16 protein-coding genes, 1 tRNA gene and 1 other RNA gene are annotated in these 18,293 nt (G+C 43.5%); 8 read left to right on the top strand and 10 right to left on the bottom strand.

Going from position 1 to position 18,293, the window contains the following annotated elements:
• Positions 1 to 8 precede the first annotated feature (8 nt).
• Together ansA and sppA are read right to left on the bottom strand one after the other, a co-directional pair.
• Positions 9 to 1,025 carry an asparaginase gene (ansA, locus tag YWE_RS0104830; protein ID WP_029093493.1) on the bottom strand — a complete coding sequence of 339 codons (1,017 nt, stop codon included), beginning with the start codon at positions 1,023 to 1,025 and terminating at the stop codon, positions 9 to 11.
• 142 nt (positions 1,026 to 1,167) lie between these two features.
• Positions 1,168 to 3,015, bottom strand: coding sequence for a signal peptide peptidase SppA (gene sppA / locus YWE_RS0104825; protein WP_029093492.1), 1,848 nt, complete (start codon positions 3,013 to 3,015; stop codon positions 1,168 to 1,170).
• A gap of 157 nt (positions 3,016 to 3,172) precedes the next feature.
• Between sppA and YWE_RS0104820 the strand changes: the two genes are divergently transcribed.
• From YWE_RS0104820 to YWE_RS0104805, 4 genes are all read left to right on the top strand, one after another.
• Positions 3,173 to 3,721 carry an NAD(P)H nitroreductase gene (locus YWE_RS0104820; protein ID WP_029093491.1) on the top strand — a complete coding sequence of 183 codons (549 nt, stop codon included), beginning with the start codon at positions 3,173 to 3,175 and terminating at the stop codon, positions 3,719 to 3,721.
• A gap of 317 nt (positions 3,722 to 4,038) precedes the next feature.
• On the top strand, positions 4,039 to 5,082 hold the full coding sequence (gene selD / locus YWE_RS0104815) for a selenide, water dikinase SelD (protein WP_029093490.1): 1,044 nt from the start codon (positions 4,039 to 4,041) through the stop codon (positions 5,080 to 5,082).
• Positions 5,082 to 6,206 (top strand): tRNA 2-selenouridine(34) synthase MnmH, encoded by a 1,125-nt coding sequence (gene mnmH, locus YWE_RS0104810; protein ID WP_036015124.1) that lies wholly within the window; start codon positions 5,082 to 5,084, stop codon positions 6,204 to 6,206. The genes selD and mnmH overlap by 1 nt, the downstream gene beginning before the upstream one ends.
• Entirely contained in the window at positions 6,206 to 8,137 is a 1,932-nt protein-coding gene (locus YWE_RS0104805; protein ID WP_029093488.1) for a DNA topoisomerase III, read from the top strand. The genes mnmH and YWE_RS0104805 overlap by 1 nt, the downstream gene beginning before the upstream one ends.
• 17 nt (positions 8,138 to 8,154) lie before the next feature.
• On the opposite strand, the gene YWE_RS0104800 is transcribed toward YWE_RS0104805, so the two are convergent.
• The 7 genes from YWE_RS0104800 to YWE_RS0104775 all read right to left on the bottom strand — a co-directional run bounded on the left by YWE_RS0104800 (position 8,155) and on the right by YWE_RS0104775 (position 12,177).
• Positions 8,155 to 8,568 (bottom strand): pyrimidine (deoxy)nucleoside triphosphate diphosphatase, encoded by a 414-nt coding sequence (locus YWE_RS0104800; protein WP_029093487.1) that lies wholly within the window; start codon positions 8,566 to 8,568, stop codon positions 8,155 to 8,157.
• Positions 8,569 to 8,654: 86 nt separating this feature from the next.
• Positions 8,655 to 9,461: an exodeoxyribonuclease III gene (gene xthA, locus YWE_RS0104795; RefSeq protein ID WP_029093486.1), complete on the bottom strand. Its 807-nt coding sequence runs from the start codon at positions 9,459 to 9,461 to the stop codon at positions 8,655 to 8,657.
• A 118-nt stretch (positions 9,462 to 9,579) separates the two neighbouring features.
• The gene (locus tag YWE_RS0104790) at positions 9,580 to 10,152 is read right to left on the bottom strand and encodes an LOG family protein (protein WP_029093485.1); all 573 of its coding nucleotides are present in this window, start codon (positions 10,150 to 10,152) and stop codon (positions 9,580 to 9,582) included.
• Positions 10,153 to 10,311: 159 nt separating this feature from the next.
• A non-coding RNA gene (locus YWE_RS28915) (RtT sRNA) lies at positions 10,312 to 10,440 on the bottom strand.
• A 43-nt stretch (positions 10,441 to 10,483) separates the two neighbouring features.
• Positions 10,484 to 10,568: transfer RNA gene (locus YWE_RS0104785), tRNA-Tyr, on the bottom strand.
• Positions 10,569 to 10,785: 217 nt separating this feature from the next.
• On the bottom strand, positions 10,786 to 11,619 hold the full coding sequence (purU, locus tag YWE_RS0104780) for a formyltetrahydrofolate deformylase (protein WP_029093484.1): 834 nt from the start codon (positions 11,617 to 11,619) through the stop codon (positions 10,786 to 10,788).
• A 90-nt stretch (positions 11,620 to 11,709) separates the two neighbouring features.
• Entirely contained in the window at positions 11,710 to 12,177 is a 468-nt protein-coding gene (locus YWE_RS0104775) for a YchJ family metal-binding protein (protein ID WP_029093483.1), read from the bottom strand.
• Positions 12,178 to 12,375: 198 nt separating this feature from the next.
• Here YWE_RS0104775 and rssB point away from each other — a divergent pair, with 198 nt between their 5' ends.
• From rssB to YWE_RS0104755, 4 genes are all read left to right on the top strand, one after another.
• On the top strand, positions 12,376 to 13,386 hold the full coding sequence (rssB, locus tag YWE_RS0104770; RefSeq protein WP_029093482.1) for a two-component system response regulator RssB: 1,011 nt from the start codon (positions 12,376 to 12,378) through the stop codon (positions 13,384 to 13,386).
• Positions 13,387 to 13,615: 229 nt separating this feature from the next.
• Entirely contained in the window at positions 13,616 to 14,536 is a 921-nt protein-coding gene (gene galU / locus YWE_RS0104765; protein WP_029093481.1) for a UTP--glucose-1-phosphate uridylyltransferase GalU, read from the top strand.
• Between the two features lie 29 nt (positions 14,537 to 14,565).
• Positions 14,566 to 15,909, top strand: coding sequence for a UDP-glucose dehydrogenase family protein (locus YWE_RS0104760; RefSeq protein WP_029093480.1), 1,344 nt, complete (start codon positions 14,566 to 14,568; stop codon positions 15,907 to 15,909).
• Positions 15,910 to 15,917: 8 nt separating this feature from the next.
• Positions 15,918 to 16,922 (top strand): NAD-dependent epimerase, encoded by a 1,005-nt coding sequence (locus YWE_RS0104755; RefSeq protein ID WP_029093479.1) that lies wholly within the window; start codon positions 15,918 to 15,920, stop codon positions 16,920 to 16,922.
• A gap of 330 nt (positions 16,923 to 17,252) precedes the next feature.
• Here the strand turns inward: YWE_RS0104755 and hns are convergent, their stop codons facing one another.
• A complete protein-coding gene (gene hns, locus YWE_RS0104750) occupies positions 17,253 to 17,660 on the bottom strand; it encodes a histone-like nucleoid-structuring protein H-NS (protein WP_029093478.1) in 408 nt (135 codons plus the stop codon).
• Positions 17,661 to 18,293 lie beyond the last annotated feature (633 nt).

The following is an 18,293-nucleotide window of genomic DNA, read 5'->3' as shown; positions in this document are numbered from 1 at the left end:
TCAGCGGATTATTCATTCTCAGTCAGTTCACCCCGAAGGTTTTTCTGCATCAGCTTTCGAATTTCATTGGCCGGTAAGTTTGAACTGAGTAAAAAATGTAGCTTAGTTAACGCAGCTTCAACGGTCATATCAAACCCGCTGATGACTCCGGCCTGTGCCAGTGCATTACCGGTGGCATAGCCATCCATGTTAACCCGCCCGGATAAACATTGTGTCAGGTTAATCACAATAATGTCCCGTTCTGAGGCATTGCGCAGCTCTTTGAGTAATGCAGGATCCTGAGGTGCATTACCAACACCATAAGAGCGCAGAATTAATGCTCTGACGGGTTGAAGTAAAAAGTTACGGATCATTTCTGCTGAGATGCCGGGGTAAACAGTGACAACACCGATAGGCTGAGGCGCAATATTATGCACATAAAACTCGCCGGTGCAGGGAAATGGATCTGGCGGAGATAACCGGCGAATGTGAATCCCGGCTTCAAGCAACGGAGGATAGTTTGGTGAAGAAAATGCTTCGAAACCATCCGCATGGACCTTGCTGGTGCGGTTACCGCGAAATAGTTTGTTATTGAAGAACAGGCAAACTTCATTGATTGGATAATTTGCAGCAATGTAGAGTGCATTCAACAAATTGGTTTGCCCATCAGACCTTAGTTCAGCTAAAGGAATTTGTGAACCCGTTACAATCACCGGCTTATCCAGATTATCCAACATAAAAGACAACGCAGATGAGGTGAATGCCATGGTATCTGTACCATGAAGAATGACGAAGCCATCATATTGATGATAATTTTTCTTAATATCGTCGGCGATATATTGCCAGTCTTGTGGCGTCATATCCGAGGAGTCGATTAGCGGCTGGTATTCATGAATCACAAAGTCAGGCATTTCTTCACGATGAAACTCAGGCATGTTTGCCAGTTGCTTCTGCAAATGGCCTGATACAGGGATATAGCCGTGATCGGACCGCTGCATGCCAATGGTGCCGCCGGTATAGGAGATATAGATAACTTTCTTTTTCATTTTTGTATAAGTACCAGATCAACGATCGGAGATGACAACGATTATAGGGAAATAGGCAGGTGATTAATATGTATCTGTCGGGCATAAATAAGCCCGGCTTGTGGCCGGGCTTTGACGATTGACTTAATGGTATTTAAGCCTATTAGTTATAGCTACAACTTAAGCAATAGATATAGCGGTGGCCGGGATCGTTCATATTATTAAAGAAACCGGGCTGCTTTTGAATATCACTAGCGACCTGACGAAGCGGGGCAGGTAATAACGCGCTTACCGCATCAGGTAACATTGACTGAACAGAAACTTGGCCAAATAATATTTCACTCAGGGTTGGTTCGCCCCTGATCCAATTTATTTGGTATTTATCCAGTTTGGCTAATTCAGCGGCTTTCTTTACTGCATCATCAAAATCACCTAATTCATCTACCAATCCATTATTTTTAGCATCGGAGCCAATCCAGACTCGACCTTGTGCAATGCTATCGACCTGTTCTGGCGTTTTATTCCGTGATTTAGCAACCAGATTGATAAAGGTTTTATAGCCTCGCTCAATGGTCAGTTGCATCATTTGAGAGAACTGTTCGGGCAGGGCTTTGGTAATTGTCGCTTCGGCAAGTGGTGAGGTCGAAACGCCGTCAGTATGAACCCCAATGGCTCCCAAAGAGTTTTCGAAGGTATTAATGACACCAAAAATACCGATGGAGCCGGTCAGCGTACTCGGGCTGGCAACGATATAATCAGCGGGGGTTGATATCCAGTATCCGCCAGAGGCAGCCAGCCCTCCCATTGATACAACAACCGGTTTACCTTCATCTTTTAACGCCTGAACTTCAGTACGAATTAATTCTGAAGCGCTAACGCTACCGCCGGGACTATTAACTCTTAATACAATGGCCTTCACATTTTTATTCAGACGGGCATCACGCAGTTGTTTTGCCGTGGTGTCTCCGCCAACCATTCCCGGCATTTCAGGGCCATCAACAATAGCGCCAACGGCAAAGACAACCGCTATTTCAGATGGCTCAAGATCTTTATTTTCAGGCTCAGGAACTGGATAGTTATAAATACTGGTGAGATTGAAATTTTTGTTCTTCTCATCCCAGCCAAAAAATTCGGTCATTTGCTTTTCTACCGACGGGCGAGAGGCCAGTTGATCAACCAGCTTATTTTTTAACGCCAGGCTGGCCGTATCACCATCGTTGGCTTTTAGCTGCTTAAGCAACTGATCCATATCCGGATATAGTTCTGCCGTAGAGATATTGCGGTTAGCGGCAACATCAGTCAGGTAATTTGACCAAAGAGTGTTTAACCAGCGGCTATCTGCTTTACGGGCTTCGGGAGACATATCATCACGAATCATTGGCTCAACGGCCGATTTATAGGTACCAACGCGGAAGATATTAGTTGTGACCTTTAGCTTTTCCAATAATGACTTGTAGTAAAGATTATTGGTAGCAATACCCTGCAATGTGACAGAGCCTTGTGGTGATAAGTAAATCTTATTGGCAAAGCTGGCTAAGAAATACTGGCTCTGGGTATAGCTATCGCCAATGGCGTAGATAGGTTTTCCTGCATCACGAAATTCTTTTAGTGCTTTGCCTATATAGCGCAGGGAGGGTTGATCTGCACCTAAAAAGTTATTCAGAGAGAGCACAATGCCCTTAATTTGTGGGTCATCTTTGGCATAGCGAATTTGTTTAACAATTTCGAACAGGGAGTTTTCCTGTACGTCTTTGTTGCCACCGATCAGTTCCTGCCCGAGCTGGCGTAGTTTACTGTCAGAACTTGGTGTATCGACAATAGTACCGCTTAAATTAACCAGTAACGCCCCGGTATCCGGGCGAATGGTGCTCTGTTGGAATTGTGCATAAATGCCTAACCCTATCAACAGAAAGAGAATAAAGGCGAAATTTAAAACGGCATTACGGATAAAATTAAGTATCCGCCAGCCCCACTTAAATACGCTCGCAATGAACCGCCATAGTGCTTGCATGTCTGCTCCGTGTTTGAGCCCTGATAATAATTAGGCTTATCCTAAAGGTTGATGGTAAAAAAGTCAGTGTTAAATAGCCATATGATGCCGTTATTTTTGTGCTTGTTACAAATATTTAACTTACAATACACGCATATTTATTTATCAGGAGATGATTATGGATGCGCTAGAGCTATTACTAAATCGCCGTTCAGCCTCACGCTTAGCAGAGCCAGCACCGAAAGGTGAAGCCTTAGATAACATTATTCGTGCCGGGATGCGTGCCCCGGATCATGGCACGCTTCAGCCTTGGCGTTTTATCATCATTGAAGGTGAAGCCCGTGACCGATTTGGTGAGGTATTGCTGGCGGCTGCATTAGATGAAAATCAGGATCAGGCTGTTCAGGACAAATCCAGAAAAGCGCCTTTACGTGCGCCGATGATTATTACCGTTGTTGCCCACTGTACCGAAGAGCACAAAGTTCCGCTTTGGGAGCAGGTTGCTTCGGCCTGTTGTGCCGTACAGACAATGCAAATGGCTGCGGTATCTCAAGGCTTCGGTGGTATCTGGCGCAGCGGATTTTGGACTGAAAATGAGATAGTACGGCAGGCCTTTGGCTGTCGAGAGCAAGATACGATTGTTGGTTTTCTCTATTTAGGCACACCGTTAGTGCAACCAGTTAAAGTTAAAGCACCGGATACCACGCCTTTTGTTGCTTATTTTTAATTTTAGGCGCGGGCTAAAATAGACTTATCCCAATCGATTGAATAACGATTTGAAACCCGACCCGTTCGGGTTTTTGTGTTTATTAATGCACTTACTCGTCATTCTCCGCGCTGCGGGGCCTTTACCCTATTGGTTCACTGAATCACTTTCCGCTGTCCTGTAGCTCAAATTATTGGGGGTATCTCACTGGTTTTTGTCTCAGAATGTTGCGCAAATTATCCTGAATCTCGAGAGTATGTCTTATCAATAGTGGCAAGGCGCGTTACTATATAAGATTAATCCGATGTCGTGGCTCAGGCCAGAAAGGGGAATTGAACATGTCAGAACATAGTGTACGTTTAACTCAGTACAGCCATGGTGCGGGTTGTGGTTGTAAAATATCACCAAAGGTGCTGGAAACTATTCTCCATTCTGAGCAAGAGAAGTTTATCGATCCCCATTTATTAGTAGGCAATGAGACGCGTGATGATGCGGCCGTTTACGATATTGGTAACGGTATAGGAATTATCAGCACGACTGATTTTTTTATGCCTATCGTTGATGACCCGTTTGATTTTGGCCGTATTGCGGCCACCAATGCGATTAGTGATATTTATGCCATGGGGGGAAAACCCATTATGGCAATTGCTATTCTCGGTTGGCCGGTTGATAAGCTGGCGCCTGAGATTGCCCAAAAAGTTATCGACGGTGGTCGGTATGTTTGTCAGCAGGCTGGTATTTCTCTGGCCGGCGGGCACTCGATTGATGCGCCAGAACCTATTTTTGGTCTTGCCGTCACCGGTATGGTAAGCACCGAGCAAATTAAGAAGAACAGTGCGGCTCAAGCCGGTTGTAAACTCTATCTGACTAAACCGTTAGGTATTGGCGTATTAACTACCGCTGAAAAGAAAAGTAAATTACAGGCGATTCACCAAGGTGTTGCTACTGAAACAATGTGCCAATTGAATAAGCCCGGCGCTGAGTTTGCTCAAGTAAATGGCGTAACGGCAATGACCGATGTTACCGGGTTTGGTCTGTTAGGACACTTAAGCGAGATTTGTCAGGGCTCCGGTGTTCAGGCCAATATTTGGTTTGATAGCGTGCCAAAGCTGCCTGACGTTGAGAAATACATTGCTGAAGGCTGTGTTCCCGGCGGAACTCAACGTAATTATGATAGTTACGGTCACTTAGTCGGCTCCCTGACGGATTTACAACGAAAACTGTTATGCGATCCGCAGACTTCAGGCGGTTTATTAATTGCGGTATTGCCCGAAAGTGAACAGCAAGTTCAGGCCATTGCTGAGCGTTATCAGATAACGTTAACGGCGATTGGTGAATTAATCGAGCCCAAGCAGGATCGCGCACTGATTGAGGTTTGTTGATGTTTCGTAGTGAGAGTAATGATTATCAACATATCTTTCTTAACGATATTCCGTTGATTGATGTCCGAGCCCCTGTGGAATTCTCTCAGGGGGCTTTTTCGCATGCGGTTAATCTATCGTTGATGTCAGACAGTGAGCGGGAAGAAGTCGGTATTTGTTATAAGCAACATGGCCAGTCAGCGGCAATTGAGTTAGGTGAACGTTTAGTCAGCGGTGATATTAGAGCGCAGCGCATTGAGCAATGGAAATCATTTTGTCAGCAGCACCCTAATGGTTTTTTATATTGTTTTCGCGGGGGATTGCGATCTCATATTACCCAACGTTGGTTACATGAGGCCGGCGTTGATTACCCGCTAATTGAAGGCGGATATAAAGCATTAAGAAATTTTTTAATTAATGAAAACCGACGGGCTGCCAGTTTACCAATACGAATCGTTGGTGGTAATACCGGCAGTGGCAAAACGTTATTAGTTCGGGATCTACCTTCTGGCGTCGATTTAGAAGGGGCTGCCCGGCACCGCGGTTCTTCTTTTGGACGCACAATTATCGGCCAGAGTTGCCAAATTAATTTTGAAAATCGAGTGGCTGTAACCTTCTTGAAAAAATACCATACCGGCATCCGGAGTTGGGTAATTGAAGATGAAGGTAAGACGATTGGCTCAAATCATGTTCCATTAGAACTTTATGAGGCCATGCAGTTGGCAAGTATTGTGGTCATTGATGATCCTCTGGATGTGCGCCTTGAGCGTTTACAGCTGGAGTATATCGACTCTATGAGTGCCGATTTTGAGCGTGTATATGGTGCAGAAGAGGGCTGGCAACAGTTTTGTGAATATTTGCACCACGGAATGTTCGCTATCCGTAAACGGCTAGGAATGGAACGATATCAAATATTACTTAACGAGCTGGATTTGGCGCTTGACTATCAGAAATCCGGCAAGGGCAGTTCTAAACATGAAAACTGGTTAGTCCCGCTGCTGAATGAATATTATGATCCGATGTATAGCTATCAGCTGAGTAAAAAATCAGAGCGTATAATTTTTCGTGGCGATTCAACCGCAGTTCGCGATTTTTTATTACATGACTCACTGTCACACGACTCTTTACGACACGATAAAGTCTGATGCGCTTATTTATTGCCGAAAAACCGAGTTTGGCCCGGGCCATTGCTGATGTATTACCTAAACCTCATAAGCGTCAGGATGGCTATATTATTTGTGGTAACGACCAGGTCGTTACCTGGTGTATTGGCCACTTGCTTGAGCAAGCTCAGCCGGATCAATATGATGCCCGTTTTGCCCGCTGGTCATTAGCCGATCTGCCGATTATTCCTGAAAAATGGCAACTAAAACCTCGAGAGTCGGTCACTAAACAGCTGAATGTGATTAAGCGTTTGCTGAGTGAAGCTGATGAGGTTGTGCATGCAGGAGACCCCGATAGAGAAGGGCAACTGCTGGTGGATGAAGTGCTTGATTATCTTGAGCTGAATCCTGAAAAACGCCAACAGGTTCGCCGCTGCTTGATTAATGACTTAAACCCACAGGCAGTGACCAGAGCCATTGATAAACTGCGGGAAAACCGCGAGTTTATTCCTCTCTGTGTTTCTGCATTAGCCCGATCTCGGGCCGATTGGCTTTACGGCATTAATATGACCCGCGCCTATACCATTCTTGGAAGAAACGCCGGTTATGACGGGGTTTTATCCGTAGGGCGAGTACAGACGCCAGTATTGGGTTTAGTGGTACGTCGGGATGAAGAGATTGAAAACTTTGTACCGAAAGATTTCTTTGAGGTGAAAGCGCATATAGTCACGCCGTTGGATGAGCGATTTACGGCGATTTGGCAGCCAAGTGAATCCTGTGAGTCTTATCAGGATGAGGAAGGGCGCCTGCTTAATAGGGCGCTGGCCGAGCATGTGGTTGGCCGCATTGCCGGCCAGCCAGCCATGGTTACTGAGTATAATGATAAACGGGAATCAGAGGTTTCTCCGCTGCCATTCTCACTGTCAGCATTACAAATTGAAGCCTCTAAGCGTCATGGCTTCAGCGCTCAGCAAGTATTAGATCTCTGCCAAAGACTTTATGAAACGCATAAATTAATTACTTATCCGCGTTCGGATAGCCGCTATCTACCGGAAGAGCACTTTGCCGATCGCCATTCCGTTCTGGCTGCGATTGAAATTCATCAAGCCAATTTATTTCCATTACCTATTTTGGAGACTGATAGGCGTAATCGCTGCTGGGATGATAAAAAGGTGGATGCTCACCATGCCATCATTCCTACTTCACGCAGCTCATCGGTTTCTCTCTCTGAGGACGAACGTAAGATCTATGAACTGGTTGCTCTTCAGTATTTGATGCAATTTTGTCCTGATGCCGTTTACCGAAAGTGCGTGATTGAGCTGGAAATTGCCGGAGGCAAATTTATCGCTAAAGCTCGCTTTCTGGCCGAAGCCGGTTGGCGAACGCTTCTGGGAGGCAAAGAGCGGGATGAAGAAAATGAAGGTACACCGCTGCCGGTCGTGAAAAAAGATGATGAGCTGTTATGTGAAAATGGAGAAGTTGTTGAGCGTCAGACTCAACCACCTCGGCCCTTCACCGATGGTTCGTTACTGTCAGCAATGACCGGTATTGCCCGCTTTGTGCAAGATAAAGAGCTGAAGAAAGTCTTGCGTGCCACTGACGGATTAGGGACAGAAGCCACCCGTGCAGGGATTATTGAACTTTTATTTAAACGCCGTTTTTTACAGAAAAAGGGCAGGACAATAACCTCAACGGATACCGGCAGGGCATTGATCCATTGTTTACCTGAAATTGCAGCCAGGCCGGATATGACCGCTCACTGGGAGTCTACGCTTACTCAGATTAGCGAAAAGCAGTGTCGCTATCAGGATTTTATGCAACCCATGGTGATGACGCTTCAGGAGCTTATCTATCAGGCAAAACGGAACCGGGTTCCCCAAGTTTTTAAAGGTATCCAGCAATCAATAGAAAAAGAGGACGCGAAGCCTAAGAAAAAACGGGCTAAAGCGGTAAAGAAAAAAGCTGAAGAGTAGTCAGGCTAATAATAGATTTATTGTGGTTGAAGGCTTTTTCGATAGGCTTGCAATAGTGGAATATCTGCCGGGGCTAACGGATAGTTTTCAACTTCCTCTGGCGACAGCCAAAGAAAATGGCTATGGCAGCGAAGCTGTATGATTCCACGATAAGCCGTTACCCGCCAGGCTTGTAAACGAATAATTCGTTCGGGCTGCTGAATCTCGCTGGTGGCAATATGATCTGTAACCTGGATATTATCGATACCAAGCTCTTCATAAAGCTCGCGACATAGCGCTTGTTGAGGTGTTTCATTCGGTTCAATTTTTCCGCCGGGAAACTCCCAATAGCCGGATAAATCGCTTTGGGTATCCCGCTGGGCGATCAGAATTCGGCTGTTTTTGTGGTGAGTTTCTTCAATGATAGCGGCCACAACATCAACTACTTTCATATTTATTCGAATGCGCTTTTATCGTTTATATGAGTCTGGCTGAATCCTTGTAGCGATATTGGAAAGGGATTCAGCCAGCGTAAATATCAGAGCTTAAATTCAGCCCAGATAGGGGCATGGTCAGAAGGTTTTTCCATACCGCGGATATCATAATCAATCCCGGTTCCGATGCAGTGAGGGGCCAATGAACGACTGGCCAGCACCAGATCAATTCGCAGCCCGCGATTTTCATCGAATCCTTTAGAACGGTAGTCAAACCATGAGTAGCGATCGCTTGTATCAGGATTGGCATCACGGAAGGTATCAACTAAACCCCATCCCATTAGCCGCTGCATCCACTCACGCTCTTCCGGCAGGAATGAGCACTTACCGGTGCGTAGCCAGCGTTTACGGCTATCTTCGCCAATACCGATATCACAATCTGCCGGACTAATATTGACATCACCCATTACCACAACAGGATTTTCTGGGTTAAGTTGCTGTTCTAAATAGGACTGTAAGTCCGCATAGAACTTCTGCTTAGCCGGAAACTTTGTCGGATGGTCACGACTTTCGCCCTGAGGAAAATAGCCGTTAATCACCGTCAGTGTTCCCATTGGCGTTGCCAGGTCGGCCATGATAATACGACGCTGTGCATCTTCATCATCGGTAGGAAAGCCTTTTCTGACGGCAATGGGTTTCTCTTTAGTTAGCAGAGCGACACCATAATGGCCTTTCTGGCCGTGATAAAATACGTGATAACCATATTGGCTGACATCTTCTAGAGGAAACATATCATCATGAACTTTGGTTTCTTGTAGGCCAATAACGTCCGGTTGATGTTGTTCTATGATAGCAGCAAGCTGGTGTGGCCTTGCTCTTAGTCCATTGATATTGAAAGAAATAAACTTCATAATTGCATCTTTATCGGTAAGGGGATTGTTGATTAATGGTAACAGAGATTAGTCAAATTTGTCACACAGGCCGATATTGTTATGGTGAGGCTATCGGCCCGCGTTAAGGACGGGACTGTTATTTTGCCCAGCGATCCAGATTATGTGGCTGATATTGGTCAAACTGAGCAAGCAGGTCTGTAGCAGAGCTGCTGACTAAAAGCGTATTCAGATAGCTTTGGCGAACAAAACCTTCATCTACCACATGCTGTAAAAAGCTGCTCATTGGCGTATAAAAATCGTTAATATTCAGCAATCCTACTGGATTAGTGTGATAGCCGATTTGGCTCCAGGTCCAGACTTCAAACAGTTCCTCAAAGGTCCCGATTCCACCCGGTAGTGCAATAAAACCGTCTGCAAGTTCACTCATACGGGCTTTTCGTATATGCATATCGGGTACTATTTCTAATTCAGTTAATCCGTGGTGAGCGGTTTCTGCTTCAACTAAACGTTCAGGAATGACACCAGTGACTTCACCACCCGCCTCTAATACTGCATTTGCCAGAATACCCATTAATCCCTTATTTCCACCCCCATAAATTAGACGACGGCCTTGCTGGGCAATTGTTTGGCCAAGTAGCTGTGCGGCTTCGGTATAGGCAGGATTATTTCCAGTGCTAGCACCACAATAAACACAAATATTCTTACGCATGAGACTTCCTGATAAATTAAAACAAGGGGGTTGTATAGCTTATTTGGCCGGGGGCTTCAAGGCAGAGACGAAAAAATTCAATAAAATTGACGGATGAATTTAATCATACTGATATTTCTGGGGGATTTTTTAGAAAAAAGACAGATAAGGTGTTTGAAATGGTGGTGGGAGAAGGATGACTCATCGCTGCGCGATTCGCCCTTCGGGCCGTTGCCGATGGCAACGTTGTCTCGCATTGCTCGACTCGAACCTTATCGAAGGTTCTCACCTTCTCCTCAGCGATATTAATTTGTATATATGGGGATTTTCGCTACAGGAATACTAAATAGAATGGTGGTGGGAGAAGGATTCGAACCTTCGAAGTCTGTGACGGCAGATTTACAGTCTGCTCCCTTTGGCCGCTTGGGTATCCCACCAGTTACTGCTTGTTTTACTTGAGAGCATACTACCTCGCTCAACAAGGGCTCGCATAATACCAAAAGCTTTGGCGCTGTAAAGCCTTATATCTCGAATAATTATTGTTTGGTGTTTTTTTATGCGTGAAGTGCGGGAATAATATTCTTTATTTCAATTTTTCAATGAAAAAAGCCACGCCGAAACGTGACTTTTTGATTGAGTGTATCGCCAGCACGATCAAAGAATAACGGTTCTGTTGCCATAGACGAACACGCGCTGTGCCAGAACGCGATAAATTCCGTGGCTTAATACGTTCTTTTCTACATCTCGGCCGGCGCGCATCATGTCTTCTGCACTGTAGGTGTGATCGACATTAATAACGTCCTGCATAATAATCGGGCCTTCATCCAGGTTATCGTTAACAAAGTGGGCTGTAGCACCGATAATTTTGACCCCACGCTCATAGGCTTGATGATAAGGACGAGCGCCGATAAATGCTGGCAGAAACGAGTGATGGATATTGATAATACGGTTCGGGAAATGACGAACAAAATCAGGCGTTAGGATGCGCATATATTTAGCTAACACCACGTAATCAGGCGCAATAGTATCAATTAAATCGACAACCTGAGAATCATGTTCCTCACGAGTTAGCCCTTCATGGCTGATCAGGTGAAAAGGAATATCAAACCGTTCTACTAAGGTTTTTAAGGTATCATGATTGCCAATAACGCCTGCGATTTCAACATCCAATCCGCCGTAGGTGCTTTTCATCAATAAATCACCAAGGCAGTGGGCTTCTTTTGTTACCAGAATGACAATTTTTTGTCTGCCGGCAGGATTAAGCTCCCGAACCGAACCTTCTGGTAAAGCACCATCTAAATCGGCTAACAGAGTCTCATCATTGAAAATACCTTCAAGCTCGGTACGCATAAAAAAGCGTCCGGTACGATGATCAACAAATTCATTGTTTTGCACAATATTAAGCTGGTGTTTGTAGCAAATATTCGTGATTTTAGCGATTAACCCTTTCGCATCGGGACAAATTGTACGTAGTATCTTTCTTTGCATTATAACTTAACCTTATGATGTGTATGCTATTATTTGTTTTATATATTAATGTGTTTCAGATGTTTGAGTGTGGGTTTAGGATTCTGAGATCTAATCCTGACCACAACATTTCTTATATTTTCTCATTGAGCCGCAAGGACATTGCTCATTACGGCCTACTTGCGGTTTAATGCCAGAGGTATAGTACCAGCGCCCGTCCTGTTTTATAAAATGGGAACGTTCATGAATGACATGGTGACGATCGGTTTTCAAGTCTCGGTATTTAGCAATAAATTCGACATAGCCTTCGTTTATACCATTTCCTGGTTCTTCTTTGATGACAGTTAAACTTTGCCACTCGGTATTTTCGAAACTAAGGCGAACAGATTCTGCTAAATTTGCGATGCGGTAATCATCGTGCCAGGTTGAGATGAGATACTCTACATCTTGGGTCACATAAGCACTATAGCGAGACCTCATTAATGCTGAGGGCGTTGAGGCTATAGCTTGCTGTGAGATTAGCGGATAGCAACACTGTGTAAAGTTTTTTAAGCTCCCGCATGGGCACGGTTTAGACACGATAAACTCCGTCAAAATATGAGAATCATAACCTATTGAAAATACATGCTAAGCACAGCAAAGAATTAGAGATGATAGTATCTATTCTTTATCAAGCAGATATAACAACAATTTTTATAACAATAAGTTACGAATTTAGCAGGCACAAGTGCCAAATTTGAACCAAAATATAATAAACAGAAAGCATGGAAGTTTACAATGACACCGCCTTTAGCTAACAAACATATTCTTATTGTCGAAGATGATCCGGTTTTCCGTTCTATGCTGGCGGGATATTTAACTTCCCTTGGTGCAATTATTGGTGAGGCAGAAGATGGCGAGCAAGCGTTAATCTACGTTGAAAATAATCAACCTGAACTGATGATTTGCGATTTAGGTATGCCAAGAATGGACGGTATTACGCTGGTTGATCGTCTAAGACATCAAGGGTGTCAGATTCCGGTTATCGTTATTTCTGCAACAGAAAAAATTACCGATGTCGATAAAATGCTGCGTTTAGGCGTTCATGACGTCTTGCTCAAACCTATCTCAGATTTGAATAATTTACGCGATGCCTTGCTGGCTTGTTTTTATCCTTATCTTTTCTCATCACCGGCCAGTGATGAGATGGCGTTGCTTGAAGATTGGGCCAATTTAAGCGAAAAACCCCAGGAAGCCATTCAGCTATTGAGGCAGTTACAGCCGCCGGCCCAACAGGTGATTTCCGGTTGTAAAATTAATTATCGTCAGCTGACTCTGGCTGACCGTTCCGGCATTGTTTTAGATATTGCCGCGTTATCTGAAAATGATTTTGCTTTTTATTGTTTAGATATTTCACGGGCCGGTGACAAAGGCGTTTTAGCTGCACTATTGCTACGAGCGTTATTCAATAATTTATTACAAGAACATTTAGCCGAGCAGAATGAGTCTTTACCGCAAATGCCAACCGTTTTAAACAGAATTAATAAACTGCTTCATCAGTCTTATCTGGAAGGACAGTTCCCATTTCTTGCCGGTTATTATCATGTGCCAAAACGGAAATTACTGATTGTTTCAGCCGGTTTGCACGTGAAAATTGAAGCCAACGATCGCAAATATGAACTCAGTGATAGCATGCCTCTGGGGACATTAGATACGCTTTATTCCAGTCAAACGAGCCTGATTACAGACCGGTGGCTTTGCCAGGTCTGGGGGGCAGGTGGTCGATTACAGCTTAATGCATCACTTTAGTCCTTTATCACCTTAACTTCAGAACGACAGTATTAAGCCTATCGGAGAATATTGTCTTACCTGATATACTGTAATAACTGTTTGTTCTGGATAGCGATATTACTGTATTTAAATTCATCAGAGGATGAAATATGCAGTCGTTTAACGAACAACACCCGAATTATACCTCCACACAAACGCAGAGCATCCGATTGATTATCTGATGCTTTTGAATAGTGAGAACTTATTTATGGACGTTACACAATCTAAGATTAAAAAAGCGATTATTCCGGTGGCGGGTTTAGGGACCAGAATGCTCCCTGCGACAAAAGCAATACCTAAAGAGATGCTTCCGCTAGTTGATAAACCGCTGATTCAGTTTGTTGTAAATGAATGTATCGCCGCTGGCATTAATCACATTGTTTTAGTCACCCACTCTTCTAAAAACTCGATTGAAAATCACTTTGATACCAGCTTTGAACTTGAAGCCATGTTGGAAAAGCGCGTTAAGCGCCAACTGCTGAATGAGGTTCAGTCGATTTGTCCGAGTAATGTCACCATTATGCAAGTTCGTCAGGGCCTCGCGAAGGGCCTCGGACACGCTATTTTGTGTGCTCAGCCATTAGTTGGCGATGAGCCCTTTGCTGTGATATTGCCTGATGTCATTATTGATCAGTACGAGTCGAATCCTGAGAAAGATAATTTGAGTGAAATGCTCCAGCGTTTTAGCGATAGCGGACACAGCCAAATCATGGTTGAACCGGTACCGTTAAACGAGGTCAGTGATTACGGTATTGTTGACTGTAATGGCTATCCATTAACCGCGGGTGAAAGCGCTCCGATTGCCAACGTTGTGGAAAAACCGAGCGTAAGTGAAGCGCCGTCTAACCTATCCATTGTTGGCCGCTATGTACTTTCTGCGGATATCTGGCCTTTACTCTCTCGGGTTCCACCCGGTGCCGGCGATGAAATCCAGTTAACGGATGCTATTGCCATGTTAATGGAAAAACATCCGGTAGATGCTTATCACATCAGAGGGCGTAGCCATGATTGTGGTAATAAGATGGGCTATATGCAGGCATTTGTCGAACACGGTTTGCGTCACGCTACGCTAGGCAAAGAATTTAATTCCTGGTTACAACAACTCCAGCTGTCTACGAAAAATAGTTAATAATAAAATTTATTTTGGATGACAAAACGATGAAAGTAACAGTTTTTGGTATTGGTTATGTAGGGTTGGTTCAGGCCGCGGTATTAGCTGAAGTTGGCCATGATGTTATGTGTGTCGATGTCGATGAAGCCAAAGTCACGAATCTCAAAAATGGGGTGATTCCTATTTTTGAACCGGGATTAGCGCCACTGGTTAAAGAAAACTATGAGGCAGGTCGCCTGACGTTTACCACCAATGCAATACAAGGCATAGAACACGGAGAAATCCAGTTTATTGCGGTTGGAACGCCACCGGATGAAGACGGATCGGCAGACTTAAAATATGTAACCGCAGTAGCCCGTACCATTGCCGAGCATATGACCGGCTATAAGGTGATTATCGATAAATCTACAGTACCGGTAGGAACTGCCGATAAAGTCCGTCAGGTGGTCATTGAGACCCTTAAAAAGCGTAATGCAGATATACCTTTCGATGTCGTGTCTAATCCGGAGTTTCTGAAAGAAGGGGCGGCGGTTTCTGACTGCATGAAGCCTGAACGTATTATCATTGGGACTAATAACGACCAAGTACTGGATTTGATGCGTGAATTGTACGCACCGTTTAACCGTAATCACGACCGAATGGTGATTATGGATATCCGCAGCGCCGAACTGACGAAGTATGCTGCCAACTGTATGTTGGCCACTAAAATAAGTTTTATGAATGAAATGTCAAATCTGGCTGAGCTTCTGGGCGCAGATATTGAGAAAGTTCGTCAAGGAATCGGTTCTGACTCGCGTATTGGATACCACTTTATATATCCTGGCTGTGGCTATGGTGGTTCTTGCTTCCCTAAAGATGTTCAGGCTCTTATTCGTACCGCTGAAAATATTGGTTATCAGCCAACGCTTCTTCAGGCCGTTGAGTCAGTAAATGACAAACAGAAGCATAAATTATTTAGTTTCTTGCAGCGTCATTTCAAGGGCGATCTTAAAGGCCGTACCTTTGCCCTATGGGGTTTATCTTTTAAACCTAATACCGACGATATGAGAGAGTCTTCCAGTCGCGTATTAATGGAATCATTATGGCAAGCGGGTGCTAAAGTTCAGGCCTTCGATCCGGAAGCGATGGAAGAAGCGCGACGTATTTATGGCGATCGCAGTGACTTAGTTTTAGTGGCGACCAAAGAAGATGCTTTGAAAGGTGCGGATGCTTTAGTTATTTGTACTGAATGGCAGAATTTTCGCGCTCCTGATTTTGACTTAATCAAAGCGACCTTAAAACAAGCCGCTATATTTGACGGGCGTAATCTTTATGAGCCTGAGCGTATGGCTCAGCGTGGATTTACCTATTATGGTATCGGACGTGGTGCTTCTGTTAATCCGATAATTTGAGGTTGAATATGAAATTCCTGATTACAGGCGCTGCTGGTTTTATCGGCTTTCACGTTGGTCAGCGCTTATTATCCTTGGGCCATGAGGTTGTAGGGATCGATAATCTCAATGATTACTACGACGTCAACCTTAAACTGGCCCGTTTGGCTTTATTAGAGGAACAGGCCCAGTTTCGATTTGTAAAAATGGATTTGGCCGATCGGGATGGAATTTCTAAGCTTTTTGAAGATGGTCGTTTTCAACGGGTTATTCATTTAGGTGCTCAGGCCGGCGTTAGATATTCTTTAGACAATCCTCATGCCTATGCTGAATCTAATTTAAGCGGGCATCTGAACATTCTTGAAGGATGTCGGCATAATAGTATTGAGCACCTGTTATATGCTTCTTCGAGCTCGGTATATGGCTTAAATCGTAAGTTGCCATTCTCTACAGATGATAGTGTAGATCATCCAGTATCTTTATATGCGGCAACTAAAAAGGCCAATGAGCTGATGTCTCACACATATTCTCACCTGTTTAATTTGCCAACAACAGGGCTACGATTTTTTACTGTATATGGCCCTTGGGGGCGCCCGGATATGGCTTTATTTAAATTTACTAAAGCTATTACTGAAGGGCGGAGCATTGATGTTTATAACCACGGTGATATGCGCCGTGATTTTACCTACATTGATGATATTGTTGAATCGATTGTTCGTTTACAAAATGTTATTCCAACTGCAGATCCGTTATGGACAGTTGAAACAGGAACACCGGCAACAAGCTCTGCACCTTATAAAGTGTACAATATAGGTAATAGTCAGCCCGTTCGCTTGATGGAATACATCGAGGCTATAGAGAATGCGTTGGGTAAGGTAGCAACAAAAAATTTATTGCCGATGCAGCCTGGTGACGTAATGGAAACCAGCGCCGATACTTCGGCATTATATAAAGTTATTGGTTTTAAACCACAAACATCAGTTGCTGATGGTGTGCAACGATTCGTTGATTGGTATAAAGATTTTTATCGTTAACAAAGAATAGTTACCTAATAATATGAATAAAAAGAGGGCTTCGGTTCTCTTTTTTATTGTTGTCATTGTACTGGTTATTAAGCGTTAATTTTCTGAGAGAATTATCCCACTCGTTTCTTTCAAATTGATATTGTTTCAAGGGTAACTAGTTTAAGACTAACACTATCGACAATGAAATAAGGCCACGCACATTATCTTCGTGTTAAATGACACATACTTGCTGATAGACAAATTATAGCCTGATGAAAAAGTGGATTCAGGAATAGCCCTGATTATTGGACATAAAAAAGCCCCCAATAAAAGGAGGCTTTTAAACAATCTAGAAACTAATTAAAGCAGGAAATCATCCAGTGATTTACCTTGTTCTTCAATTGCTTTTTTGATGACAGCAGGAGTACGACCTTGGCCAGTCCAAGTTTTTAACTCGCCGTTCTCATCAGTAAATTGATATTTAGCAGGGCGCGCGGCACGCTTAGATTTACCAGTCACTTTCGTTGCTGAAAGAGATTGAAGTAATTCATTAGGATCGATACCGTCAGCAATTAGCATCTCACGATACTGTTGTAATTTACGGGTACGCTCTTGAATTTCAGCTTGGCTAGCTTGATCTTCTTCACGACGCTCTTTTACGACAACTTCCATCTTCTCTAACATTTCTTCTAAAGTCTCAAGAGAGCATTCTCTTGCTTGAGCACGCAATGTACGGATGTTGTTAAGGACTTTTAATGCTTCGCTCATTGTATTGTTCTCAAATTAATTATGGATTGAAATTTTAACTAATAATAAAACGCTAAATTAAATTCTGCAATAGGTCATGACATAAATAAACTTAATTTATTTATTATCTAGAGTCAAATATGGTTAGTGACGCTAGAAAATACAGTAAAAAACACTTTGTTAGCTATGATACATTTTTATGCTACATGCTATCAACCTTGATGAGGTGATATTTATTTGAAACAGATATTTAGTTTATCCGATATAACACGCATTGTGGTTAATTTGTTACTAATAGAGTGGTCCTAGCTGCCAATAAATGTTCGGTATAACGGCTATCCGCGATTTAGAAAAACTTCCTGAGTGAAGTTATTTAACTATTTGTAACAGACTGTGATTTTTACAAATTCAGTCAATAATTTTCATGTTGGGTCGCTTTATTTTCCTGTGTTATATGGAATAAATCTTCTTTACCACTTATATAATTGTGGTTTTCTGTTTTCACATCGATGGCCATTATCCTGAAAGTAGGGCGCTTTTATTCGCTAAAAAATAGAAGTGCTTAGTGAATGAATTATAACAATTCCTTATAAACGAGCTTATTAGCCAATAATTTCTATGTTACATAGCAAACTAAGGGCTAAGAGATTCTGC

This window comes from Budvicia aquatica DSM 5075 = ATCC 35567, from assembly GCF_000427805.1.
Lineage (GTDB): Bacteria > Pseudomonadota > Gammaproteobacteria > Enterobacterales > Enterobacteriaceae > Budvicia > Budvicia aquatica.
Note: the sequence above shows the minus strand (reverse complement) of the source record. Positions and strands in the feature narration are given on the sequence as shown.

Coding starts and splice junctions, on each gene's coding strand:
- selD (WP_029093490.1), top strand. CDS start 4,039: ATGTCAGAACATAGTGTACGTTTAACTCAGTACAGCCATGGTGCGGGT.
- YWE_RS0104820 (WP_029093491.1), top strand. CDS start 3,173: ATGGATGCGCTAGAGCTATTACTAAATCGCCGTTCAGCCTCACGCTTA.
- hns (WP_029093478.1), bottom strand. CDS start 17,660: ATGAGCGAAGCATTAAAAGTCCTTAACAACATCCGTACATTGCGTGCT.
- xthA (WP_029093486.1), bottom strand. CDS start 9,461: ATGAAGTTTATTTCTTTCAATATCAATGGACTAAGAGCAAGGCCACAC.
- sppA (WP_029093492.1), bottom strand. CDS start 3,015: ATGCAAGCACTATGGCGGTTCATTGCGAGCGTATTTAAGTGGGGCTGG.
- mnmH (WP_036015124.1), top strand. CDS start 5,082: ATGTTTCGTAGTGAGAGTAATGATTATCAACATATCTTTCTTAACGAT.
- YWE_RS0104760 (WP_029093480.1), top strand. CDS start 14,566: ATGAAAGTAACAGTTTTTGGTATTGGTTATGTAGGGTTGGTTCAGGCC.
- rssB (WP_029093482.1), top strand. CDS start 12,376: ATGACACCGCCTTTAGCTAACAAACATATTCTTATTGTCGAAGATGAT.
- ansA (WP_029093493.1), bottom strand. CDS start 1,025: ATGAAAAAGAAAGTTATCTATATCTCCTATACCGGCGGCACCATTGGC.
- YWE_RS0104805 (WP_029093488.1), top strand. CDS start 6,206: ATGCGCTTATTTATTGCCGAAAAACCGAGTTTGGCCCGGGCCATTGCT.
- purU (WP_029093484.1), bottom strand. CDS start 11,619: ATGCAAAGAAAGATACTACGTACAATTTGTCCCGATGCGAAAGGGTTA.
- YWE_RS0104790 (WP_029093485.1), bottom strand. CDS start 10,152: ATGCGTAAGAATATTTGTGTTTATTGTGGTGCTAGCACTGGAAATAAT.
- galU (WP_029093481.1), top strand. CDS start 13,616: ATGGACGTTACACAATCTAAGATTAAAAAAGCGATTATTCCGGTGGCG.
- YWE_RS0104800 (WP_029093487.1), bottom strand. CDS start 8,568: ATGAAAGTAGTTGATGTTGTGGCCGCTATCATTGAAGAAACTCACCAC.
- YWE_RS0104755 (WP_029093479.1), top strand. CDS start 15,918: ATGAAATTCCTGATTACAGGCGCTGCTGGTTTTATCGGCTTTCACGTT.